The organism is Bradyrhizobium sp. F1.13.3, assembly GCF_040548265.1.
GTDB lineage: Bacteria > Pseudomonadota > Alphaproteobacteria > Rhizobiales > Xanthobacteraceae > Bradyrhizobium.
Genome location: NZ_JBEPRI010000029.1, coordinates 31,320 through 52,726, shown reverse-complemented (window position 1 = coordinate 52,726; position 21,407 = coordinate 31,320). Strand labels below are relative to the sequence as shown.

At 64.4% G+C, this 21,407-nt stretch carries 23 protein-coding genes; 17 read left to right on the top strand and 6 right to left on the bottom strand.

Going from position 1 to position 21,407, the window contains the following annotated elements:
* Positions 1–25: 25 nt before the first annotated feature.
* From ABIB66_RS40905 to ABIB66_RS40885, 5 genes are all read left to right on the top strand, one after another.
* Complete coding sequence (locus ABIB66_RS40905) at positions 26–1,897, top strand: AMP-binding protein (protein WP_354259447.1); 1,872 nt, start codon at positions 26–28, stop codon at positions 1,895–1,897.
* A gap of 27 nt (positions 1,898–1,924) precedes the next feature.
* Positions 1,925–3,052, top strand: a complete 1,128-nt coding sequence (locus tag ABIB66_RS40900; protein WP_354211668.1) for an acyl-CoA dehydrogenase family protein — start codon at positions 1,925–1,927, stop codon at positions 3,050–3,052.
* 14 nt (positions 3,053–3,066) lie between these two features.
* On the top strand, positions 3,067–4,314 hold the full coding sequence (locus ABIB66_RS40895) for an acyl-CoA dehydrogenase (RefSeq protein ID WP_354211670.1): 1,248 nt from the start codon (positions 3,067–3,069) through the stop codon (positions 4,312–4,314).
* Between the two features lie 137 nt (positions 4,315–4,451).
* Positions 4,452–5,696, top strand: coding sequence for an acyl-CoA dehydrogenase (locus ABIB66_RS40890; protein ID WP_354259444.1), 1,245 nt, complete (start codon positions 4,452–4,454; stop codon positions 5,694–5,696).
* A gap of 137 nt (positions 5,697–5,833) precedes the next feature.
* Positions 5,834–6,532: a nitroreductase gene (locus ABIB66_RS40885; RefSeq protein WP_354061222.1), complete on the top strand. Its 699-nt coding sequence runs from the start codon at positions 5,834–5,836 to the stop codon at positions 6,530–6,532.
* Between the two features lie 117 nt (positions 6,533–6,649).
* On the opposite strand, the gene ABIB66_RS40880 is transcribed toward ABIB66_RS40885, so the two are convergent.
* Complete coding sequence (locus tag ABIB66_RS40880; protein WP_007597240.1) at positions 6,650–7,198, bottom strand: sigma-70 family RNA polymerase sigma factor; 549 nt, start codon at positions 7,196–7,198, stop codon at positions 6,650–6,652.
* Positions 7,198–7,431: a NepR family anti-sigma factor gene (locus tag ABIB66_RS40875; RefSeq protein WP_007597239.1), complete on the bottom strand. Its 234-nt coding sequence runs from the start codon at positions 7,429–7,431 to the stop codon at positions 7,198–7,200. Before ABIB66_RS40875 ends, ABIB66_RS40880 begins: the two co-directional genes overlap by 1 nt.
* A gap of 221 nt (positions 7,432–7,652) precedes the next feature.
* Between ABIB66_RS40875 and ABIB66_RS40870 the strand changes: the two genes are divergently transcribed.
* From ABIB66_RS40870 to ABIB66_RS40845, 6 genes are all read left to right on the top strand, one after another.
* Entirely contained in the window at positions 7,653–8,459 is an 807-nt protein-coding gene (locus tag ABIB66_RS40870; RefSeq protein ID WP_007597237.1) for a response regulator, read from the top strand.
* Between the two features lie 162 nt (positions 8,460–8,621).
* Entirely contained in the window at positions 8,622–9,221 is a 600-nt protein-coding gene (locus ABIB66_RS40865) for a nuclear transport factor 2 family protein (protein ID WP_354211674.1), read from the top strand.
* Between the two features lie 250 nt (positions 9,222–9,471).
* Positions 9,472–9,903 carry a hypothetical protein gene (locus ABIB66_RS40860; protein WP_354208344.1) on the top strand — a complete coding sequence of 144 codons (432 nt, stop codon included), beginning with the start codon at positions 9,472–9,474 and terminating at the stop codon, positions 9,901–9,903.
* A 122-nt stretch (positions 9,904–10,025) separates the two neighbouring features.
* Complete coding sequence (gene htpG / locus ABIB66_RS40855; protein ID WP_354061229.1) at positions 10,026–11,903, top strand: molecular chaperone HtpG; 1,878 nt, start codon at positions 10,026–10,028, stop codon at positions 11,901–11,903.
* 123 nt (positions 11,904–12,026) lie between these two features.
* On the top strand, positions 12,027–12,305 hold the full coding sequence (locus ABIB66_RS40850; RefSeq protein WP_354208343.1) for a DUF3551 domain-containing protein: 279 nt from the start codon (positions 12,027–12,029) through the stop codon (positions 12,303–12,305).
* A 32-nt stretch (positions 12,306–12,337) separates the two neighbouring features.
* Entirely contained in the window at positions 12,338–12,607 is a 270-nt protein-coding gene (locus ABIB66_RS40845; RefSeq protein ID WP_354208342.1) for a DUF3551 domain-containing protein, read from the top strand.
* Between the two features lie 105 nt (positions 12,608–12,712).
* On the opposite strand, the gene ABIB66_RS40840 is transcribed toward ABIB66_RS40845, so the two are convergent.
* Positions 12,713–12,922, bottom strand: coding sequence for a hypothetical protein (locus ABIB66_RS40840; protein ID WP_354208341.1), 210 nt, complete (start codon positions 12,920–12,922; stop codon positions 12,713–12,715).
* 120 nt (positions 12,923–13,042) lie between these two features.
* On the opposite strand from ABIB66_RS40840, the gene ABIB66_RS40835 reads away from it, so the two are divergent.
* The 5 genes from ABIB66_RS40835 to ABIB66_RS40815 all read left to right on the top strand — a co-directional run bounded on the left by ABIB66_RS40835 (position 13,043) and on the right by ABIB66_RS40815 (position 17,661).
* Positions 13,043–14,857, top strand: coding sequence for a long-chain-acyl-CoA synthetase (locus ABIB66_RS40835; RefSeq protein ID WP_354208340.1), 1,815 nt, complete (start codon positions 13,043–13,045; stop codon positions 14,855–14,857).
* A gap of 139 nt (positions 14,858–14,996) precedes the next feature.
* Positions 14,997–15,242 carry an acyl carrier protein gene (locus ABIB66_RS40830; RefSeq protein ID WP_007597226.1) on the top strand — a complete coding sequence of 82 codons (246 nt, stop codon included), beginning with the start codon at positions 14,997–14,999 and terminating at the stop codon, positions 15,240–15,242.
* The gene (locus ABIB66_RS40825) at positions 15,229–16,611 is read left to right on the top strand and encodes a class I adenylate-forming enzyme family protein (protein ID WP_354208339.1); all 1,383 of its coding nucleotides are present in this window, start codon (positions 15,229–15,231) and stop codon (positions 16,609–16,611) included. Before ABIB66_RS40830 ends, ABIB66_RS40825 begins: the two co-directional genes overlap by 14 nt.
* Entirely contained in the window at positions 16,604–17,326 is a 723-nt protein-coding gene (locus tag ABIB66_RS40820; RefSeq protein ID WP_354208338.1) for an SDR family NAD(P)-dependent oxidoreductase, read from the top strand. Before ABIB66_RS40825 ends, ABIB66_RS40820 begins: the two co-directional genes overlap by 8 nt.
* Positions 17,327–17,451: 125 nt before the next feature.
* Positions 17,452–17,661 (top strand): hypothetical protein, encoded by a 210-nt coding sequence (locus tag ABIB66_RS40815; protein ID WP_354208337.1) that lies wholly within the window; start codon positions 17,452–17,454, stop codon positions 17,659–17,661.
* Positions 17,662–17,665: 4 nt separating this feature from the next.
* Here ABIB66_RS40815 and ABIB66_RS40810 read toward each other — a convergent pair whose 3' ends face one another.
* Positions 17,666–18,043, bottom strand: a complete 378-nt coding sequence (locus ABIB66_RS40810) for a ribbon-helix-helix domain-containing protein (RefSeq protein ID WP_275170979.1) — start codon at positions 18,041–18,043, stop codon at positions 17,666–17,668.
* A gap of 222 nt (positions 18,044–18,265) precedes the next feature.
* Here ABIB66_RS40810 and ABIB66_RS40805 point away from each other — a divergent pair, with 222 nt between their 5' ends.
* Entirely contained in the window at positions 18,266–19,405 is a 1,140-nt protein-coding gene (locus tag ABIB66_RS40805; RefSeq protein WP_354061247.1) for a DUF3095 domain-containing protein, read from the top strand.
* A 4-nt stretch (positions 19,406–19,409) separates the two neighbouring features.
* Here ABIB66_RS40805 and ABIB66_RS40800 read toward each other — a convergent pair whose 3' ends face one another.
* Positions 19,410–19,844, bottom strand: coding sequence for a DUF2147 domain-containing protein (locus tag ABIB66_RS40800; protein ID WP_354061249.1), 435 nt, complete (start codon positions 19,842–19,844; stop codon positions 19,410–19,412).
* A gap of 104 nt (positions 19,845–19,948) precedes the next feature.
* Positions 19,949–21,334 (bottom strand): MATE family efflux transporter, encoded by a 1,386-nt coding sequence (locus ABIB66_RS40795; protein WP_354208336.1) that lies wholly within the window; start codon positions 21,332–21,334, stop codon positions 19,949–19,951.
* Positions 21,335–21,407: the final 73 nt, after the last annotated feature.

Here is a 21,407-nt window from a genome sequence, read left to right as displayed (position 1 = left end):
GACGAGAAATTCCGGGAGACGCAAAATGAGTGGAAGCGCGGCGGCGGTGATGACGAAGCCCGCCTTTCGCAAGGTCGAGTGGCTTGCGCGCGACATCGATGTCGAGCGCCGCGACGACGGCACGGTGGTGCTGAAGTCGCGCATCCCGCTGCAGACCTACGAGAAGCATATCCCGGCTTCGCTGGCAAAATGGGCGAAGGAAGCGCCCGAGCGGATCTGGCTTGCCCAGCGCGGCGGCCCTAACCGCGAATGGCGTAAGGTGTCCTATGGGGAGGCCAAGCGCACCGTGGATGCGTTGACGCAAGGCCTGCTCAATCTCGCGCTCGACGGCCGCCCGGTCACGATCCTCTCCGGCAATTCGATCGAGCACGCGCTGATGACGCAGGCGGCGATGCAGGTGCGCGTCCCGGCCGCGCCTGTCTCGCCGGCCTACTCCTTGATGAGCCATGATCACGTCAAGCTGAAATATCTGTTCGACCTGATTAAGCCGGGCGTGGTGATGGTGCAGGACGGCCCGACCTTCGAGAAGGCGCTGAAAGCGCTCGATCTCACAGGCGTCACCGTCGTTCACGTCTTGCGGCCATGCGGGGGTATCGCGAGCGTCAGCTTTGCCGAGCTCGCGGCGACGGCCGTGACTGCCGATGTCGAATCGTCGATCGCGAAGATCACGCCTGAGACCGTCGGCAAGCTGCTGTTCACGTCAGGCTCGACCGGCATGCCCAAGGCCGTCATCAACACGCAAGCGATGATGTGCGCCAATGCGGCGATGATGATGCAGGTGCGGCCGCGCGATCCCAGCGATCCGATCTCGACCATGCTGGATTGGATGCCCTGGAACCACACCATGGGCGGCAACGCGGCGTTCCACCCGATCCTGGTCGATGGCGGCACACTCTATATCGATGACGGCCGGCCGATGCCGGGCCAATTCGATGAGACGCTGCGCAATCTGCGCGAGATCTCGCCGACTTACTACGCCAACGTGCCCGCCGGCTATGCCGCGCTCGCCGCCGCCATGGAGAAGGACGACGCGCTGTGCCGTTCCTTCTTCAAGAACCTCTCGATCATGGCCTATGGCGGCGCGCGGCTGCCGGATGATCTCTACGACCGCATGCAGGCTCTCGCCGTGAAGACCACCGGCGAGCGCATCGTGTTCTACACCGGCTGGGGCTCGACCGAGACCGCGCCGACCTCGACCGGCACCTATTGGGACACCGAGCGCGTCGGCCTGATCGGCCTGCCGTTCCCCGGCGTCGAGTTGAAGATGGTGCCGTGCGGAGCGAAATACGAGTTGCGTCTGCGCGGCGTCAACGTCACGCCGGGATATTTCGGCCAGCCTGATCTGACGAAGAAGATGTTCGACGAGGAAGGTTTTTATTGCATCGGTGACGCCGGAATCTTCGTCGACGACACCGATCCGGTGAAAGGCATCATCTTTGCCGGGCGCGTGGTGGAAGATTTCAAGCTGACCACCGGCACCTTCGTCCATGTCGGCTCGCTGCGCACCGATGCCATCGCGGCCGCGACGCCCGTCGTGCATGATGCGCTGGTCGCGGGGCAGGATCGCGCCTTCATCGGCCTGCTGGCCTGGCCGAACCTGCATGCCTGCCGCCAACTCGTCGGCAACCCCGATCTCAGCTTCGATGATGCAGTGAAGCATCCCGAGGTGATCGCTTGCTTCAGGCGCGGACTGGAGGCTCACAACAAGGAGTGCGAAGGCGCCAGCAGCCGCATCATCGCGCGCGCCATGCTGATGGCCGAGCCGCCCTCGATCGACGGTAACGAGCTCACTGACAAGGGCTACATCAACCAGCGCGCCGGCCTCGAGCGCCGTGCCCCGCTGGTCGAGCGGCTTTATGCCGACAAGCCTGAGCGGGACGTCATCATTCTCATGTAATCGACATCATCAACACGGATACGCGCCATGAATTTCGATTTTTCCGACGACCAGAAGCAGCTCCGCGATCAGGCGCGCAAATTCCTCACCGAGAAGTGCCCGCCCAAGGCGGTGCGCGCAGTCCTCGACGGCAAGGCGCCCTACGACAAGGAGCTCTGGAAGGGCCTCGCCGAGATGGGTTTTCTCGGTGTCGCCATTCCCGAGGATTTTGGTGGCGCGGGCGCCGGTCATCTCGAACTTTGCGTGATCGCTGAAGAGATGGGCCGGGCGAACGCACCGGTACCGTTTTCCTCCACGGTGTATCTCGCTGCCGAAGCGCTGCTGATTGCAGGCAGTGACGCGCAGAAGAAGAAATGGTTGCCGGCGATTGCCTCGGGCGAGGCGATCGGCACGCTGGCGCTGTTCGAGGGAAAAGGCAATCCGTCACCGAAGAACGTCAAGCTCACGGCTGCGAATGGCGTACTCAATGGCGTCAAGAAGCCGGTCGCGGATGGCGCGATCGCCGACTTCGCGGTGGTCGCGGCACGGACGGGATCGAGCGGACGCGACGGCGATATCTCCTTGTTCGTTGTCGATCTCAAGGACGGCGGCGTCGAGGTGAAAAGCCTGACCAATCTCGATCCGACCCGCGGGCAGGCCGAGATCACTTTCAGGGATTGCAAGGCCGAGCCGCTGGGCGCGGCCGGCGAAGGCTGGAGCATCTTGACTCAAGTGCTCGACCGCGCCGCGGTGCTCTGCGCGTTCGAGCAGGTCGGCGGCTCCGACCGTGCGCTGGAGATGGGCCGCGACTACGCGCTCGACCGCATCGCCTTCGGCCGACAGATCGGTTCGTTCCAGGCCGTCAAGCACATGCTGGCGGACATGTATGTGTCGGCGACGCTGGCGCGCTCCAATAGCTATTACGGCGCCTGGGCGCTCTCGACCAACGCCGCGGAGCTGCCGGAAGCCGCTGCCGCGGCCCGCATCAGCGCGACGCAGGCGTTCCAGCACTGCGCCAAGAACAACATCCAGGTCCACGGCGGCATGGGATTCACCTGGGAGTTCGACTGTCACATGTACTACCGCCGCGCCAACGCCATGGCGCTCGGGCTCGGCAGCCTGTCCTATTGGGAAGACCAGTTGATCGACCGCATGCGCAAGAAGAACGCGGCGTAGGCAAAGGCAACGTCATGAACTTCGACGATACCCCGCAGGAAGCTGAATTTCGCGCCACTGCTCGCGCCTGGATCGCGGCCAATGCACCGAAGCAGTATGAGGAAGAGCTTCGCAAGTCCTCGCTCGGCCGCACGCAGTTGAAGAACGCCAATATTCTGGAAGTGGCAAAGGCCTGGCAGAAGAAGAAGGCAGATGCGGGGTGGGCCTGTCTGCACTGGCCGAAGGAGTATGGCGGCCGCGGTTCGTCGCCGATCGAGCGTGTGATCTGGCAGCAGGAAGAGGGGCCGTTTGGACAGCTATCCCGCATGTTCATCATCGGCCACGGCATGTGCGGGCCGACCATGATGGCGTTCGCGCGCGAGGAGCATAAGCGCGCCTATCTGCCGCCACTCGCCTCCGGCGAAAAGGTCTGGTGCCAGCTGTTCTCCGAGCCCGCCGGCGGCTCCGACGTCGCGGGCCTGCGCACGCGCGCCGAGAAGGATGGCGATGACTGGGTGATCAACGGCCAGAAGATCTGGACGTCGGGCGCGCACTATTCCGATTACGGCATCCTCTTGACCCGCTCCGATCCGACCGTGCCCAAGCACAAGGGCCTCACCATGTTCTTCCTGGACATGAAGAGCCCTGGCGTCGAGGTGCGGCCGATCAAGCAGGCGAGCGGTGCGTCGGACTTCAATGAGGTCTATTTCACCAACGTCCGCATTCCCGATCATCAGCGCCTCGGCGAGGTCGGTGACGGCTGGAACGTCTCGCTGACGACGCTGATGAACGAGCGCAGCGCGATCGGCGCGGCCGTCTCGACCGGCTTCCCCGAGCTGTTCGACTATTGTTCGAGCCTGATGCTGGACGACGGCCCGGCAATCGAGGACCGCGCAGTGCGCTCGAAGCTTGCCAACTGGGCGGTGAAGGCGAGCGGGCTGAAATACACCAGCATGCGCGCGATCTCGGCACTGTCGAAGGGCGAGCGCCCGGGACCGGAAAATTCCATCGGCAAGCTGGTGGCGGGCTCCATGATCCAGGATGTCGCGACCTATGCGCTGGATCTGCAAGGCGCCGCAGGTGTGATCAGCGGTCCTGAAGATTCCGAACTCGCCGGCCGCTTCCAGGCGATGCTGCTGCGGGCGCCGGGTACCCGCGTCGAAGGCGGCACCGACGAGATCATGCGCAACATCATCGCCGAGCGGGTGTTGGGCCTGCCCGGCGACATCCGGGTGGACAAGGACGTGCCGTTCAACAAGATCCCTACGAAGGGAAGAGGTTGATGATCCTCATCCTGAGGAGCCGCGGAACGCGGCGTCTCGAAGGATGCAGGCCCGACTGGGGCCTCGTGGTTCGAGACGGCGCTGCGCGTCTCCTCACCATGAGGGACTAAGACAGAGCAAGAACGAAGAGGTCCGCCATGAATTTCGACGACACCCCGCAGGAAGCCGCATTCCGCGAGACCGCGCGCAAATGGATCGAAGCCAATGCGCCGAAGGAGTTCTTGACCGAGCTGTCAAAATCCTCGCTCGGCCGCATCCGGCTGGCCAACCACGACATCGTCGATGTCGGCAAAGCCTGGCAGAAGAAGAAGGCCGAAGGCAATTGGGCCTGCCTGCATTGGCCCGAGGAATATGGCGGCCGCGGTGCGACGCCGATCGAGCGTGTGATCTGGCAGCAGGAGGAAGGCGTCTACGGCAAGCTGACGCAGCCGTTTCAGATCGGCGAGGGCATGTGCGGCCCAACCGTGATGGCTTTTGGCAGCGAGGACGCCAAGCGGCGCCATTTGCCGAAACTGGCCGCGGGCGAGGAGATCTGGTGCCAGCTGTTCTCCGAACCGTCGGCCGGGTCTGACGTCGCCGGCTTGCGCACACGCGCGGAGAAGAAGGGCGACGATTGGGTCGTTAATGGCCAGAAGATCTGGACCTCCGGCGCGCACTATTCCGACTACGGACTTTTGATCGCGCGCACTGATCCCAATATGCCCAAGCACAAGGGCCTCACCATGTTCTTCCTGGACATGAAGAGCCCCGGCGTCGAGGTGCGCCCGATCAAGCAGGCCAACGGCATGCAAGAGTTCAACGAGGTCTATTTCACCGACGTCGTCATTCCCGACAGCCAGCGCCTCGGCGCCATCGGCGAGGGCTGGAGCGTGTCGCTGACCACGCTGATGAACGAGCGCATGTCGATCGGTTCGCGGCTTGCGACCGGCGTCCCCGAGATGTTCGAGTTCTGCTCGAATCTGATGCTGGAGGATGGTCTCGCCATCGACGATCCCGCCGTGCGCTCAAAACTTGCGAGCTGGGCGGTGAAGTCGAGCGGGTTGAAATACACGAGCTACCGCGCGATCTCGGCGCTGTCCAAGGGCGAGCGGCCGGGGCCGGAGAATTCGATCGGCAAGCTCGTCTCGGGCATGATGCTGCAGGACATCGCGACCTATGCCATGGACCTCCAGGGCGCGGCCGGCGTTCTCACCGGCGCGGACGAGGAGACCGTGCAGGGCCAGTTCCAGCAGATGCTGCTGTCCTCGCCTTCGATGCGCATCGCAGGCGGCACCGACGAGATCTTGCGCAACATCATCGCAGAGCGCGTGCTGGGATTGCCGGGCGACATCCGCGTCGACAAGGACGTGCCGTATAACAAGATACCGACCAAGGGACGGTGATCTAGCCTCTCGCTGCATCTCGTAGGGTGGGCAAAGCGAAGCGTGCCCACCATATGCAGATGCGCCGAGGTAAGTCTGTCGGTGGGCACGGCGCTATGCGCCTTCGCCCACCCTACGAGAAAAGTGCGAGCTGATCCATGGACGCTGCAGTCAATCAGAACAACCGCATCGGCGTACTCGAAGAGCTGCTCAACGAGCGCTATTCGGTGCGCGCCTTCCTGGCCAAGGAAGTCGATCGCGCGACGATCGAACATTTGCTGACCACCGCACAGCGCACGGCGTCCTGGTGCAACAGCCAGCCCTGGCAGGTCGTCATCGCCAGCGGCGAGGCCAAGGAGCGTTTCCGCAAGCTGATCTACAAGGAGGCTTCGGGCGGTCTCGGGGACGACTATGATTTCACGCCGCCGCGCGAATATCTCGGCGCCTATCTCGAACGCCGCCGCGAGAGCGGGTTTCAGCTCTACAACACGCTCGGCATCGCGCGCGGAGACAAGATGGCTTATGCCAAGCAGGCGCTGGAGAACTACAATTTCTTCGGTGCGCCGCATGTGGCCATCATCCACACCGACGAGCCGCTCGGCATCTACGGTGCGATCGATTGCGGCGCCTATGTCTCGAACTTCATGCTGGCCGCGCAGGCGCTCGGGCTCGGCACGATTCCGCAGGCAGCGCTTGCGCGCCACTCCGGCCTGATCCGCCGCCATTTCAATCTGCCTGCTGACCGCCGCATCGTCTGCGGTATCTCGTTCGGCTATGCCGACAACGCCCACAAGGTCAACAGCTACCGCACGTCGCGTGCGAGCGTGGCCGAGACAGTGACCTTCGTGGACGAGTGATCGACGCGACGCAGGCTCCGCCGCATCACGTTTCAGACGTGATCACGTCAGACGTGCGAAGGCGGCCGCTGGAAGCGGCCGCCTTCATCGCGGTCTCAGTCCGATTGAGGCCGGCCGTCAGCCGCCGCTGCCGCCGATCACGGCGCGAATGGTCTCGTCGGGTCCGAAATCCTCGGCGCCGTCGACATAGAGCAGCGCCGCGAGCTTCGAGCGCGCGCGGTTGACGCGGCTCTTGATCGTGCCGACTGCGCAGCCGCAGATCGAGGCCGCATCCTCATAGGAGAAGCCGGAGGCGCCGACGAGGATCAGCGCTTCACGCTGGTCCTGCGGAAGCTTGTCGAGTGCCGTGCGGAATTCCTCGAACTCGAGATGGGCGTTCTGCGAGGGCTGCGTCTTCAGCGTCTTGGCATAATTGCCTTCGGCATCCTCGACTTCCCGCCGCCGCTTGCGATAGTCGGAGCGGAACAGGTTGCGCAGGATCGTGAACAGCCACGCCGGCAGATTGGAGCCGGGCTGGAACGAGTCGATGTTGGCGAGCGCGCGCAACAGCGTCTCTTGGACCAGATCGTCGGCGCGATCGGCATTGCCGCTGAGCGAGATGGCGAACGCGCGCAGACTGGGCACGGCCGCCAGGATGTCGTTACGCAGGGAGTCCGTGAGAGGCATCAATCCCTCCCATTGTTGTTGTCGTTAGAACCGCCACCATTTTCCACTTGGGGTGTCGCTCCCGGCGCATCAAGTTTCTTGATCAGTTCCGCGAACCGGTCCGGAACCCCCTGCCGCACCACGTCGTCGTACATGGCGCGCAGCTGGTGCCCGATCCGGGACTGGATCTCCGGAGTGAGCCCTCCCTTACCGGGGGTCGTGCTTTTGCTGGCTTGAGACTTGAGATCTTTCATGACCTGTTCCACGTTTCCCCGAGTTAAGTAACTGTAAAATCGAGAAGTTCTCTCAACCGGGAGCCGTTCCCTGGATAGGCTCAATGCGAGCTGCGAGAAAAAGTTCCGCCCCCATGCGGAACTTTTCTTGATCTGAGGCGTAATCAGCCCAGCAGGGGAACCCGGGCCCCCCGCCTAACGCCTGCACGTCAAGGTCGGCCCGAAGATGATATGGAGTGGGGATGTCCCGTTCACAGCTTGTTGCTGAACACTTGCCGTTGTTGCGCCGGTACGCACGCGCCCTGACGGGCAGCCAGTCCTCCGGTGACGCCTATGTCGCAGCCATGTTGGAAGCCATGCTGGGAGATCCGTCGGTGCTCGACGAGAGCCACGGGCCGCGCGCCGGCCTGTTCCGGCTGTTCACCCAGATCTGGAATTCCGTGTCTGTCAACGACGATTCCGAGGTGACGAACCTGCCGATGCCGCCGGAGCGACGGCTGTCGAACATCACGCCGTTGCCGCGGCAAGCCTTCTTGCTGCTCTCGCTCGAGGGATTTTCGGAAGAAGAGGTCGGCTATATCCTCGGCACCGACGTCGGCGAGACGCGCCGGCTTGCAGATGCCGCAGGGCGCGAGATGGCCGCCGAGATCGCCACCGACGTGCTGATCATCGAGGATGAGACCTTCATCGCCATGGATCTCGAAAGCCTGGTGAAGAACCTCGGCCACAATGTCGTCGGCGTAGCCCGCACCCACGCCGATGCGGTCGCGCTGGCAAAGAACAAGCGGCCCGGCCTGATCCTCGCCGACATCCAGCTCGCCGACGGCTCGTCGGGCCTCGACGCCGTCAACGAGCTGCTCCGCACCTTCGAGGTGCCGGTGGTGTTCATCACCGCGTACCCCGAGCGCTTCCTTACCGGCGAGCGCCCCGAGCCGGCGTTCCTGATCTCGAAACCATTCCAGCCGGCGATGGTGTCGGCGGTGGCGAGCCAGGCGCTGTTCTTCCAGCGCAACTCCCGCAACCGCGCGCCGAAAGTGCCGGCGGCGTAAGGAAGCGCCTACGCCCGGCATGTGACGAATCCCGATCCGGCGTGCTGCAAGGTGCGCCGGATTTTCGTTGATCAGGTTGCCACGCTTGACGGCCATCGAATTCACCGCTCATACCTCGCGCAGCGGCCGCGTTGCAGCCGCAGCGCCATCGGAGACGTGTTCATGGACCAGCAACTCCTCGACCGCCTCGCCATCCGCGACCTCGTCGAGAACTGGGCGGTGTGGCGCGACGCCGGCGATTGGGAGCGCTTTGCCACCGTCTGGCACGAGGAAGGCTGGATGTCCGCCACCTGGTTTCAGGGGCCGGCGCGGGATTTCATGAGGGTCAGCCAGGAGGGGTTCGCCAAGGGCGTGCGCATCCTGCATTTCCTCGGCGGCTGCAGTATCGATCTCGAGGGGGTGCGCGCCATCGCGCAGACCAAGATGACCATCTCGCAGCGCGCGCCGGTGCACGACGTGCCCTGCGACGTCGTCTGCACCGGGCGCTTTTACGATTTCCTGGAGAAGCGGCAGGGAAAATGGGGCATCGTCCGCCGCCAGCCGATCTACGAGAAGGACCGGATCGACCCGGTCGACCCGGCCGCGACACTTCAGCTCGACCAGAAAGCCCTTGCCGCGCTGCCCGAAGGCTACCGCCACCTCGCCTACATGCAGGAGCTGATCGGCTACAAGGTCAAGCGCGACATGCCGGGCCTGACCGGGCCTGAGGTCGAGAAGCTCTATGGGGAGGGGCGGGAGTGGCTCGCGGGGAAGGCGAACTGAACTCCAGACAAAAGTAAGGCGCGACTGGCATCACCACAGTCGCGCCCTACGTCGCCGGCTTATGGGGCAGGGGGGAATAGCCGGCTGTTGAGACGACTCCCGTCCGCGAAAGTCGTTCCAGGCGGTTGCGAAATTTTTCGCGCGGACCGTGCCCTTTTCGCACACGGTTAAGTGATCTTAACGACTGAGAACTCTGGGTCCTCTCCTCGCGTTGTTCCCGCGATCGCCATGGGGCGAGGGACCGACAGCCATGTCACAGATTCAAAAGGTATTTTTAGGAGCCGTCGCGATCGCCGCGACGCTTGGCGCCGTCCAAGTCGGCGCCGTCCAGGTCGGCGCCGTGCAGCTCGCCTCGGGCCATGATCTGGCCGACCGCTGGCAGGCGGTCGCTGACAAGCCGGGCCATAACGTCAATCGCTCCAGCAAAGCCGACCGGCTCGCCGACATCAAGCAGGCGGAGGTTCCGACCCGCACCGTGTCGATGCGGCTGAACGATCTGGCCGACACGTCGGTGCTGCTGCGGGTCCCCGCGGTGATCGAGACCGGCAACGCCAAGCCGCCGCCGGTGCTGCTCCCGGACCAGAAGCAGAGCCGCAAAAAGCCGACGATCGCCTGCGAGCCGATGGTCAGCTCCCTGACCGAGGTCGCAAAACTGCTCCAGCCCGGCCGCTGTGTGACCTGATCGGCGTTTGCCACGGACAAGTCGCCCTCCGCCCGGAGGGCGATGACTGACATCTACTTGATCCCCTGCCACGTCGCGTTATATCCCGGGTTTCTTCCCCTTTCGATTGACCGGGTAAACGCATGACGACGTCAGACACGGCTGTGCATACGCAGCCCTTCCAGGCCGAGGTTTCCGAGCTTCTGCACCTGATGGTGCACTCCGTCTATTCCGAGACCGATATCTTCCTGCGCGAACTCGTCTCCAACGCTTCGGACGCCTGCGACAAGCTGCGCTATGAGGCGATCGCGAATCCGGCGCTGCTGGGCGAGGGCGACGCGCTCAAGATCCGGATCATTCCGAACAAGACGGCCGGAACGCTTGCGATCGCCGACAACGGAATCGGCATGGAGCGGCAGGAACTGATCGACCACCTCGGCACCATCGCCCGCTCCGGCACCAAGGCTTTCGTGTCGAAGCTCAAGGAGGCCAAGGATGGTCTCGGCCTGATCGGCCAGTTCGGCGTCGGCTTCTATTCCGCCTTCATGGTCGCCGACAAGATCGTCGTGGTCAGCCGCCGCGCCGGCGAGAGCGACGTCTGGACCTGGACGTCCTCGGGCGGCTCGGGCTTCGAGATCGCGCGTGCCAGCGAGGAGGATGCGGCCCGCGTGCAGCGCGGCACTGAGATCGTTCTGCATCTCAAGGACGATGCGAAGAAATACCTCGAAGCTTACGAGATCGAACGTATCGTCGGCGCTTATTCTGACAACATCCTCTTCCCCATCGAACTCGTGCCCGAAGAGGGCGAACCGCGTCAGATCAATTCTGCAAGCGCGCTGTGGCAGCGTTCGAAATCCGAGCTCACGCCGGAAGACTACAAGAAGGCCTATCAGCAGATCGCTTCCGCCTTCGACGATCCCGCGATGACGCTGCATTATCGCGCGGAGGGGCGTTACTCCTACGCCGTGCTGCTGTTCGCGCCTTCGACCAAGCCGTTCGACCTGTTCGAGCCGAACCGAAAGGGGCGCGTCAAGCTGTATGTCCGCCGCGTCTTCATCACCGACGATGCCGATCTGCTGCCGGGATACCTCCGCTTCATCCGCGGCGTCGTCGACAGCGAGGATCTCCCGCTCAATATCTCCCGCGAGATGCTTCAGAACAATCCGCAGCTCGCGCAGATCCGCAAGGCCGTGGCGACCCGCGTCTTGTCCGAGCTCGAAAGCCTTGCCGAGAAGGATCCGGAGAACTTCGCGAAGATCTGGGAGGCATTCGGTGCGGTGCTGAAGGAAGGCATCTACGAGGATTTCGAACGCCGCGAAAAGCTGCTCGCGCTGTCGCGTTTCACCACGACTGCGGGCGAGAAGCGCTCGCTCAAGGACGTCATCGCCGATTTCAAGCCGAACCAGACAGAGATCTATTATCTCGTCGGCGACAGCATCGAGCGGCTGAAGTCGAACCCCAGGCTCGAGGCGGCGACTGCGCGCGGCATCGAAGTGCTGCTGCTGTCCGATCCCGTCGATGCCTTCTGGACCTCGATGCCATCGGAGTTCGACGGCAAGCCGCTGAAGTCGCTGAGCCAGGGTGACCTCAACCTCGACCTGATCCCGCGCGTCGACGAGGCGGACGAGGCGAAGAAGGACGAGCCGGCCGCCGACGAGGCCGCCACCATCGCGGTGATCAAGGCCGCGCTCGGCGAGCGCGTCAGCGACGTCAAGGCATCGACGCGTCTCACCAGCTCCGCCTCCTGCCTCGTCGCCGACAGCCAGGGACCGAGCCGCGAGCTCGAGCGCATCCTGGCCCAGCAGAACCGTGGCATGCGCACCAAGCCGATCCTCGAGATCAACCTGCGCCATCCGCTGGTCACCGCGATCACCAAGGCTCAGGCCGGCTCGAAGGCGGTCGACGACCTCAGCCTGCTCCTGCTCGAACAGGCGCAGATCCTGGATGGCGAACTGCCGGAAGACCCTGCCGCGTTTGCGGCCAGGCTGAATCGGCTGGTGTTGCAGGGGCTCGGCGGGTAGCGGTCGGACCACACTCACCTTGGCGTCATCTGCGCTGAGGAACGGTCGCCTCTGCCGTGGTGTTATGCCATACGAGGTGGCTGGCATCCGGGCTGCCGACATGAACGATTCGAGGATTTCTCCATGCGTTTGCCGATCCTGACCCTCACCGCGATTGCCACGCTGTTCGTGGCGGCAGATGCCAGCGCTCAGACCTACGATCCACGTTATCCGGTGTGCATGCACGTCTACATGCCCGGCGGCTTCGGCGGTGGCGGCGGCGACTATTTCGACTGCTCCTTCACCTCGCTGCCGCAGTGCCGCGCCACGGCCTCGGGCCGCTCGGCAAGCTGCGACGTCAATCCCTACTATGCTTTCGATGAACCGCCGCCGCCGCGCCGGCGCCCTAAGAAGGTGCACTAGCGTTCCGCAATGCGGCTTTCAGGGGAATTTTAATGCGTCGCTCATTCGGCCTGATCGTGACCGTCGGTGCCCTGCTCACGGCCGCGCCGTCGCGTGCACAGACCTTCGATCCGCACTATCCCATCTGCATGCACGTTTATTCCGGTGCGAACAGCGGGGGCGGGGAGTGGTACGATTGCTCCTTCACCTCGCTGCCGCAGTGCCGCGCCACCGCTTCGGGCCGCTCCGCCACCTGCGATCTCAATCCGTATTATCCGTTCAACGCACCGCCGCAGCGCTCGCGCCATCAGCGAGGCGGCTAGCGATGCGCGGATTCAGCGCTTCCGCGTCGCGTGCAGGTGCGGTCGCTACTCCTTCCGGATGCCCGACAACTCCACCACCTTCAGCCAGCGGTCGGTTCCTCGCCGTCAGCATGCCGCCGAACTCGCCTGCATTGCCGTGCAGCGGAATTGCGCCGAGCCCGGCGATGCGGGACTTGATCTCCGCGTCGACAGCGCGGCGTCGATTTCGCGCTTGAGCAGATCGACGATCTCGCGCGGCGTGTCGTGCGGAGCGCCGACACCGTAGAACGAACTCGTCTCGTAGCCGGTGAGCGTGCCCGCGCACGCCGATCCCACCGATTTGGTAAAGGATCGCTAGAGTTAATCGCGCGCTAACCCGGTTTTACCTCGTCTCTTAACACCTGGGCAGGGCGGGCGAGCTAAGCTGCCGGGAACCAGCAGACACGTTTCGAAAGAATGAACGGCATGACAACCGGCGTCATCGAGCAACCGAAAGCCGCGCGTGCACCTTCGGCTTCGAAAACCTGGCTGAAGGCGATCGAACTCACCGCACGGATCGAGACGTTGCCGGGCCGGCTGTTCGCAGACGTCGTCGATGATTGGGCGCAGCGCCAGCCCGATCGCATTGCGCTGGCCATCGAGGACGTGAGCCTCGACTATGAGGGGCTTTCGAAACGCATCAATCGCTATGCGCGGTGGGCGCGTTCGGCCGGTGTGGCCAAGGGCGACACTGTCGCGCTGATCATGCCGAACGGCATCGACTATGTCGCGGCCTGGCTCGGCATCAGCCGGGTCGGCGGCGTGGTCGCGCTCGTCAACACCAAGCTCGTAGGCCAATCGCTCGCGCATTGCATCGGAGTGGCAAAGCCCGCTCACATCATTGTCGCGCACGAGCTTGCGGAGGCGCTGGACGGCGCGTCGCCGCACCTGAAGACGGAAGCGAAGGTCTGGACCCATGGCGATGCCCGCGGCGAGCGTCCGATCGATGTCGCGCTTGCCGCCCTCGATGACGGGCCGCTTTCGCCGGACGAGCGTGGCGGCGTCACCATCGACGACCGGGCGCTGCTGATTTACACGTCCGGGACGACCGGCCTGCCGAAAGCCGCCAGCATCAGCCACCGCCGCATCCTCAACTGGGGCTTTTGGTTTGCCGGCCTCACGGGCGCGACGCCGCAGGATCGGCTCTACGATTGCCTGCCGCTGTTCCACTCGGTCGGCGGCATCGTCGCGCCATGCAGCATGCTCGCCGCCGGCGGTTCGGTGGTGATCGCGGATAAATTCTCGGCGTCGAATTTCTGGCCGGACATCGTGCGCCACGACTGCACGTTGTTTCAGTATATCGGCGAGCTCTGCCGCTATCTGCTCAAGGCCCCTCCGTCGGAATACGAGAACCGGCATCGCTTGCGGCTCGTATGCGGCAACGGACTTCGCGGTGACATCTGGGACGATTTTCAGGCGCGTTTCGCCATTCCGCGCATCCTCGAATTCTACGCGGCGACGGAAGGTAATTTCTCGCTCTTCAACGTCGAAGGCCAGCCCGGCGCGATCGGCCGCGTTCCGCCGCTGCTCGCGCATCGTTTCCCCGCCGGTCTCGTCAAGCTTGATTCCGATAGCGGCGTGCCGCTGCGCAATGCCGATGGGTTTTGTATCGCCTGCGCGCGCGGCGAGGCTGGCGAAGCCATAGGCCGTATCGGCACGGCGGATGAGGGCGGCGGTCGCTTCGAGGGTTACACCGAGGCGAGCGAGACCGAAAAGAAGATCCTGCGCGATGTCTTTGCCAAGGGCGATTCCTGGTTCAGAACCGGCGATCTGATGCGGCTCGACGAGAAGGGCTTCTTCCACTTCGTCGACCGCATCGGGGACACTTTTCGCTGGAAGGGCGAGAACGTCGCGACCTCGGAGGTCAATGACGCCGTGCGCGATTTCACCGGCGTGATCGACGCCACCACCTACGGCGTCAGCATCCCCGGCACCGACGGCCGCGCCGGCATGAGCGCGATCGTGGTCAACGAGGGCTTCGTCCTCGAGGGGTTGCCCGCCCATCTCGCACAGCGCCTGCCGGCCTATGCTCACCCTGTCTTCATACGCATCTCGCGCGAGCTCGATGCGACCGAGACGTTCAAGCAGAAGAAGGCCGAGCTCGCGCGCGAGGGATTTGATCCCCGCGCGGTCTCCGATCCTCTGTTCATGCTGGACCCGAAGGCCGGCACCTATGTCGCGCTGGACGCGGAGGCCTATACGCGAATCAACGAGGGTACGATCCGGCTCTAGCCGCGCGAAAATTGGAGATAGGTCCAATTTTATCCGAATTGTCCAAGAAGCCATTTACTTCTGTCGGGTAAACAAGCGGCCAAGGGAGGCGGTCATCAAGAACCGCCGCAACACGAACGACAACAGAAGCGAGCCAGCCATGTCGGTACGGTCTAAGGTCATTGAAGCGATCCAGCAGATCGCCAAGGAGCAGCACGTCGCGCTTCCCGCGCTCTCGGACGACCTGTCCCTGCACGAGACGGGCTTCGACTCGCTCGCCTTCGCCATCCTGGTGGCGCGCCTCGAGGACGAGACCGGCGTCGACCCCTTCACTATTTCCGAGGACGCAGCGTTCCCCGCCACCGTGGGCGATTTCGTGCGGGCCTACGAAAATGTCCCCGCGTGAGATCTTTGCGCTGCGCGATCATCTCGGCGCGGAGCTGACGGGCCGCACGCTGTCGGACGCGCACGATGTCGTGTCGCTGACGGATATCCTGTCGCAGACGGTCCTGGGTGGCCGCCTGCGCGAGCTGTCCGGCCGCGCGGTGCTGCTGAAATTGTCCGACCAGCTCCGATCGGGCCTTGCCATGATCGAGCTCGACGGTATTGCCCGTCGCATGCTGCTATGTCCGCCCGATCTCAACCCCGCGCATCTCGATGCGCTGATGGCGGATGCCGGGATCGATGCCGTCGTCACCGACGAGCCCGATCGCTGGCCCGAGACCGGCGTGCCGCTGGTTGTCACCGCACAGCTGCCGCTTCAAGCCACTGCGCCGGCCAGGACCGAACGCGCCACGGAATGGCTGATGCTCACTTCGGGCACGTCGGGCGTGCCGAAAATCGCTGGCCATACGCTGGAAGCACTCACCGGCGCCATCGTCGCCGAGGGTCCGGCGCGCGGACCCGCGCCGGTATGGGCGACGTTCTACGACATCCGCCGCTATGGCGGCCTGCAGATATTCCTCCGCGCCGTCCTGTCGGGCGGTTCGATGGTGCTGTCCGATCCGCATGAGGCGCTCGGCGATCACGTCACGCGGCTGAACGCGCGCGGCGTCTCCCACATCTCCGGCACGCCCTCGCACTGGCGCAAGCTGTTGATGAGCGGCTCGGCCGCGCAGTTCGCGCCGCGCTATGTCCGCCTCTCCGGCGAGATCGCCGACCAGGCGGTGCTGGACGGCCTGAAGGCGGCGTTCCCGAGTTCCTCCGTCGGCCATGCCTATGCATCGACCGAGGCCGGCGTCGGTTTTGCCGTCAATGACGGGCTGGAAGGCTTTCCGGCCGACTATCTCGGCAACCGTAACGGCGTCGAGATGAAGGTCGTCGACGGTTCGCTCCGCATCCGTTCGACCCGCACGGCGCACGCCTATATCGGCCGCGACGCGGCTGCGCTCACCGATGCAGACGGGTATGTCGACAGCGGCGACATCGTCGAATTGCGCGGCGACCGCTACTATTTCGTCGGCCGCCGCGGCGGCATCATCAATATCGGTGGGCTGAAGGTTCACCCCGAAGAGATCGAGGCGGTGATCAACCGCCATCCCGACGTGCGGATGTCCCGGGCGAAGTCACGCAAGAGCCCGATCACCGGCGGCATCGTCGTTGCTGACGTGATCCTTGCTGACGGCACCGATCCGGCGCGCGCGAAAGAGATCCGCGACCAGATCCTGGATCAGTGCCGCGCGCAGCTCGCGTCCCACAAGGTGCCGGCGGTGATCCGCTTCGTCGAAGCGCTCGACGTCACCCCGGCCGGCAAACTGGCGCGCACCGATGCATAATGTCCTCGTCACCGGCGGCAGCCGCGGCATTGGCCTTGCAATCGGGCAGCGGCTTGTTGATGGCGGATATAACGTGATCGCGGCGGCGCGGCGCGAGAGCGACGAGCTCAAGGCGGCGATTGCCGGGTCGGGGGGGCGCCTGCATTTCCGCGCCTGCGACCTAGCCGTCATCGACGCGATCCCCGCTTATGCAAAGCTCGTGCGCGACGAATTCGGCCCGATCTACGGCCTCGTCAACAATGCCGGCCTCGGCACCGAAGGCCTGCTCGCGACCATGCACAATTCCGAGATCGAGGCGCTGGTGCAGCTCAACGTGCTGTCGCCGATCATTCTCACCAAATATGTTGTGCGCCAGATGATGGCCGATGGGGCCGGCCGCATCATCAACATCTCCTCGATCATCGCGACGACAGGCTATAACGGCCTCTCCGTTTATGGTGCGACCAAGTCCGCTGCCACCGGCTTCACCCGCTCGCTCGCGCGCGAGGTCGGCAAGCTCGGCATCACCGTGAACGCGATCGCGCCCGGTTTCATCGACACCGAGCTGACGCACAATCTCTCCGACGATAGCCGCAAGCGCATCGCCGGCCGCAGCGCGCTGCGCCGCCTGCCGGAGACCGACGACGTCGCGCGCATGGTGGAATATCTGCTGGGAGAGGGCGGCCGCAATGTGACGGGTACCGTGTTCACGGTCGACGCGGGCAACACGGCGTAGGCGGAACTCCATCGCCACAATTGCATTGATCCGGCGCAATGACATCATCCGGATTTGGTCGTAAGATGCCGCGCAATCGATTGGCTTACGTCAATCGATCTGCCCTAATCGATAGGGAGCAGTCCATGACCGCTTCGAACCCGGGCAAGGCGTCGGCAAAGCGCGCACAGCCAAGCGACGTTCACGGCCAGCCCGTTCACTGCGAGCCGATGTCTCATCAGAATTCCGGTGATCACGGTTACGAAATGTATCCGCAGAAATTCGTGCGTCTGGTCGGCTGCCACGACGTACCCTCATCTGCGCTGCGCAAGCGTCAGGACGAGAAGCTGCACTAGACATTCAGGTCCGGTGCTTCGGCAGGTCAATCCGTTCGTGTGAGAACTCCGGCGGGCCGTCGGTCAGGCGCCGGATCCGGCGCTCGCGTTCGTCTTCAGACAGGGCAGGATCGAGCAGTCCCTCGAGTTCATGCACCGCAAGCTCTTCGATCCTGGTGGCATCCGAAGCGAGCGGGTGCCCTGGCGGGAGTGCCGGGGGCGCGACCTTCAGGCCCAGCTCGACCAGCGTGCGGATGGCATCTGAGCGCGACAGGTGATGGGTTTCGGCCCAATGATCGACGGCCGCGGTCAGGCTTTCCGGCATCTTCACCGCGCTGATCGGATCACGCCCGGTGCGCCGGCTTACCGGAGCGATGGGGTCCTTCCTGTCGGAGTCGGACACGTCGATGTTCCCGCGCTACCATGTCAGATCATCGAGACTAGACGCCATTTGCGCGCAGCTGTTTGATGCCGATCAATGACCTTGTGTGGCATTGCAGCGCGCCCTCATCTTGTTGTCCGGGTCTATTTCGGCCAAGGGTTGCAAGGGCGCGCCCCGGCGAACCCGAATCGATTCTTCTACGTATGTCTCTTTGGACGTGCGTCCAAGATCCGGTATCATCCGATGACATCAGCGTTCTATAGCGGCATTCCGGTCTTTCGCGGCTTCACCAGCCTGATGGACCCCGCTTTGTATTCGCCGCTGCCCGACGACTGGAGCGTCGGCGTTGCCGACATCGTAGATTCCACCAAGGCTATCGCGGCGCAGCGCTACAAGGCGGTGAACATGGCCGGTGCCGCCGTGATCGCGGCGGTGACGAACGCATTGGAGGGACGCGAATTTCCCTTCGTGTTCGGCGGCGACGGCGCGAGTTTCGCGGTCGCGCCGGGTGATCTCAACCGCGCGCACGAAGCGCTGGCCGCGACCGCGACCTGGGTGCGGGAGGATCTCGATCTGACGATGCGTGTCGCGCTGGTGCCGGTCAGGGCTATCCGCGCTCAGGGCCTCGACGTGCGCGTCGCGCGCTTCGGTCCATCGGCCAATTTGTCCTATGCGATGTTCTCCGGTGGCGGGCTCGCTTGGGCTGATGCGGCGATGAAGCGCGGTGAGTTCGCGGTCGCGGAAGCGCCCGCGGGCACGCAGCCCGATCTCTCCGGCCTGTCCTGCCGTTTCGAAGTGATGCCGGCCGCGCGCGGCCTCATCTTGTCGGTGCTGGTGATGCCGGCTCTGGGCGCCGACCCGCGGGTCTTCCGCAAGGTGATCGAGGACGTCATCCATCTCGTCGAGCGCAGCCCGGACGCCGGTCGGCCCGTGCCGCCGCAAGGGCCGCCGCTGACATGGCCGCCGCAGGGACTGGAATATGAGGCGCGCACCATGCGCGGGGGTCCGCTGCTCGCACGCCGCGCCCGGGTGCTGGCCTACACGCTTTTCGTCTATCTGATCATGCGCTTCGATCTCAAGGTCGGCGGCTTCGTGCCGAAGCTCTATACGCGGCAGGTCGTGGAGAACTCCGACTTCCGAAAATATGACGACGGCCTGCGCATGATCCTCGACTGTACGCCGGAGCTCGAGCGCGCCCTCAGCGATCGTCTCGCGACTGCCGCGCGCGACGGCATCGTGCGCTACGGTCTCCACCAGCAGGACGCCGCGATGATGACCTGCTTTACCCCATCGCCGCTGCGCAGCGACCACGTCCATTTCATCGACGGCGCGCGGGGTGGCTACGCCTCGGCTGCGACGGCGCTGAAGGCGATGATGGCGTGAAGCGCTAGCGCCCCGCGCGCGTCCAGGTCTCGCCGCCGCAGAGCGCGCCAACGCAGCCTTCGACCCGCAGCGAATCCGCTGATGTCACCGTCACGCTGCTCGCATAGGTGCTGCCGTCGTCGGCATTGTAGATCTGGCCCGACCATTTGTTCGGCCCTGAAGGCTGCATGCCGCTGAACAATGGCAAGCCGATCATCGGGCGCCTGGCGAGGGCGGGATTGGGATTCTTGCTGTCGGTGGCAGGCAGGCCGGTCGCGGTGTCGTGGGGTTCACGCAGCCAGACGACGTTGCCGCAGATGTCGCCGCCGCATTTGCTGATCTTGACGCGGGCATCGCCGGCCTGGGTCAGCCAGGTCCCGTCGACGCTCTGCGCATGGGCGGCAGTCGCTCCAAGGAGCGCAGCCAGAAGGACGATGAGAGCAGCGAATCTTGAAGTCATGGAGAGAGCCCCGAAATGGAGCGCCTCCATAGCAGCCCAGCAGGATAGTGCAACGCTGGATGGAATCACATTCCTGCGTTTATTTGCCTGCGTGTAACCTGCGCTCATTTGCCCCAGCGCACCAAGGCGACCGAGCCTGCGGTCGAAAGCCCGAACACCGCCATGGCGCCGCCGACCAGCGCGAACAGGGTCCAGGCTGGAGCCTGTGCCATCATGAGGGTGCCTCCGCCGATGGCGACGATCAGTAGCCGCGCGGTGGAGGCGAGCACGGGACCGCCGACGCGCGCCGCGCCTTGCGAGGAGAAATACAGCGACACGCCCATGCCGAAGAACACGAAGGTCGGGCCTGCCCAGTGGAAATAGCTGTGCGCGGCGGCAGCAACGCCGGGATCCCTGGTGAAGAGCGAGACCCACAGTGACGGATCGAGCGCGATGACGAGCCCGATCAGGCCGACTGTGATTCCCGAGGCCGCGGCCGCGGTCCAGGCCACGCGACGCGCGCGTTTCACCTGTCCGGCGCCCATCGCCATGCCGACCATCGGCACCGATGCGATACCGAAGGCGAAGGTGATCGGGATCAGCAAGAATTCCAGCCGCGAGCCGATGCCGTAGCCGGCCAGCATCTCGGTGCCGAAGGTCGCCAGGATCTTGGTGAAGATCAAAATGGTAAGCACGGTCTGGAGCGGCGACAGGCAGGCGACCGCGCCGACCTTGAGGATGTCGAAGAACAACGCGCGATCGAAATGGAAGGCGCGGAAATCCAGCGGCAGCCGGCTGCGGCCGGACCAGAGATACCAGAGGAAAAAGATCGCAGCACAGGTGAACGCGATCAATTGCCCGGCAGCGACACCTGGCATGCCGAATTGCGGCACACCGAACAGGCCGAGCCCCAGCGTGCCGCCGAGCGCGATCTGGAGCACGCTCGTCCCGATCAGCGCCATCGAGGGCAGACGCATGTCGCCCGTGCCGCGGATCACCGAGGCCAGCGTGTTGACGAGCCAGATCGCGACCGCGCCGGAGAACAGCATTTGCGAATAGCCGCTGGCTTCCTCGAGCACGCGCTCGCGCCCGCCCAGCAGCGTGAAGAACGAGCGGCCGAAGACGAGCATCGTCACCGTGAAGAAAAGCCCGCCGCAGAGGCCGATGATGGCGGCATGCAGCGCCAGCGTCGCCGCACGGTTCCGGTCGCCTGCGCCGAGCGCACGGCTGATCGCAGACGAGACGCCACCGCCCATCGCGCCAGCGCTCATCATCTGGTTCAGCATGGCGAACGGAAACACCAGCGCGATCGCTGCCAGCGGGATGGTGCCGAGCCGGCCGATATAGGAGGTCTCGGCGATCGCAACCAGCGTGCTGCCGACCATCGCGATCATGTTGGGGATCGCGAGCCGCAGCAGCGTCGGCAGGATCGGTGCCGTCAGCAAGCTGGCGATGGGGGAGGTGACCGGGGCAGGCGGCGGCACGGCGTCTATGGAGGCGTCGATCGTCATGTGTCACCGCGCGGAATATTGGATGATGCTCGACATACTATATAGCGTGGAGCGCCGGCACCAGCCTCGCTTC

Excerpts from the sequence above, each read along its gene's own strand:
- ABIB66_RS40870 (WP_007597237.1), top strand. The coding sequence starts at position 7,653 with ATGTCCCGTTCACAGCTTGTTGCTGAACACTTGCCGTTGTTGCGCCGG.
- ABIB66_RS40860 (WP_354208344.1), top strand. The coding sequence starts at position 9,472 with ATGTCACAGATTCAAAAGGTATTTTTAGGAGCCGTCGCGATCGCCGCG.
- ABIB66_RS40890 (WP_354259444.1), top strand. The coding sequence starts at position 4,452 with ATGAATTTCGACGACACCCCGCAGGAAGCCGCATTCCGCGAGACCGCG.
- ABIB66_RS40845 (WP_354208342.1), top strand. The coding sequence starts at position 12,338 with ATGCGTCGCTCATTCGGCCTGATCGTGACCGTCGGTGCCCTGCTCACG.
- htpG (WP_354061229.1), top strand. The coding sequence starts at position 10,026 with ATGACGACGTCAGACACGGCTGTGCATACGCAGCCCTTCCAGGCCGAG.
- ABIB66_RS40820 (WP_354208338.1), top strand. The coding sequence starts at position 16,604 with ATGCATAATGTCCTCGTCACCGGCGGCAGCCGCGGCATTGGCCTTGCA.
- ABIB66_RS40830 (WP_007597226.1), top strand. The coding sequence starts at position 14,997 with ATGTCGGTACGGTCTAAGGTCATTGAAGCGATCCAGCAGATCGCCAAG.
- ABIB66_RS40865 (WP_354211674.1), top strand. The coding sequence starts at position 8,622 with ATGGACCAGCAACTCCTCGACCGCCTCGCCATCCGCGACCTCGTCGAG.
- ABIB66_RS40805 (WP_354061247.1), top strand. The coding sequence starts at position 18,266 with ATGACATCAGCGTTCTATAGCGGCATTCCGGTCTTTCGCGGCTTCACC.
- ABIB66_RS40875 (WP_007597239.1), bottom strand. The coding sequence starts at position 7,431 with ATGAAAGATCTCAAGTCTCAAGCCAGCAAAAGCACGACCCCCGGTAAG.
- ABIB66_RS40850 (WP_354208343.1), top strand. The coding sequence starts at position 12,027 with ATGCGTTTGCCGATCCTGACCCTCACCGCGATTGCCACGCTGTTCGTG.
- ABIB66_RS40895 (WP_354211670.1), top strand. The coding sequence starts at position 3,067 with ATGAACTTCGACGATACCCCGCAGGAAGCTGAATTTCGCGCCACTGCT.
- ABIB66_RS40905 (WP_354259447.1), top strand. The coding sequence starts at position 26 with ATGAGTGGAAGCGCGGCGGCGGTGATGACGAAGCCCGCCTTTCGCAAG.
- ABIB66_RS40900 (WP_354211668.1), top strand. The coding sequence starts at position 1,925 with ATGAATTTCGATTTTTCCGACGACCAGAAGCAGCTCCGCGATCAGGCG.
- ABIB66_RS40800 (WP_354061249.1), bottom strand. The coding sequence starts at position 19,844 with ATGACTTCAAGATTCGCTGCTCTCATCGTCCTTCTGGCTGCGCTCCTT.
- ABIB66_RS40880 (WP_007597240.1), bottom strand. The coding sequence starts at position 7,198 with ATGCCTCTCACGGACTCCCTGCGTAACGACATCCTGGCGGCCGTGCCC.
- ABIB66_RS40885 (WP_354061222.1), top strand. The coding sequence starts at position 5,834 with ATGGACGCTGCAGTCAATCAGAACAACCGCATCGGCGTACTCGAAGAG.
- ABIB66_RS40815 (WP_354208337.1), top strand. The coding sequence starts at position 17,452 with ATGACCGCTTCGAACCCGGGCAAGGCGTCGGCAAAGCGCGCACAGCCA.
- ABIB66_RS40835 (WP_354208340.1), top strand. The coding sequence starts at position 13,043 with ATGAACGGCATGACAACCGGCGTCATCGAGCAACCGAAAGCCGCGCGT.
- ABIB66_RS40825 (WP_354208339.1), top strand. The coding sequence starts at position 15,229 with ATGTCCCCGCGTGAGATCTTTGCGCTGCGCGATCATCTCGGCGCGGAG.
- ABIB66_RS40795 (WP_354208336.1), bottom strand. The coding sequence starts at position 21,334 with ATGACGATCGACGCCTCCATAGACGCCGTGCCGCCGCCTGCCCCGGTC.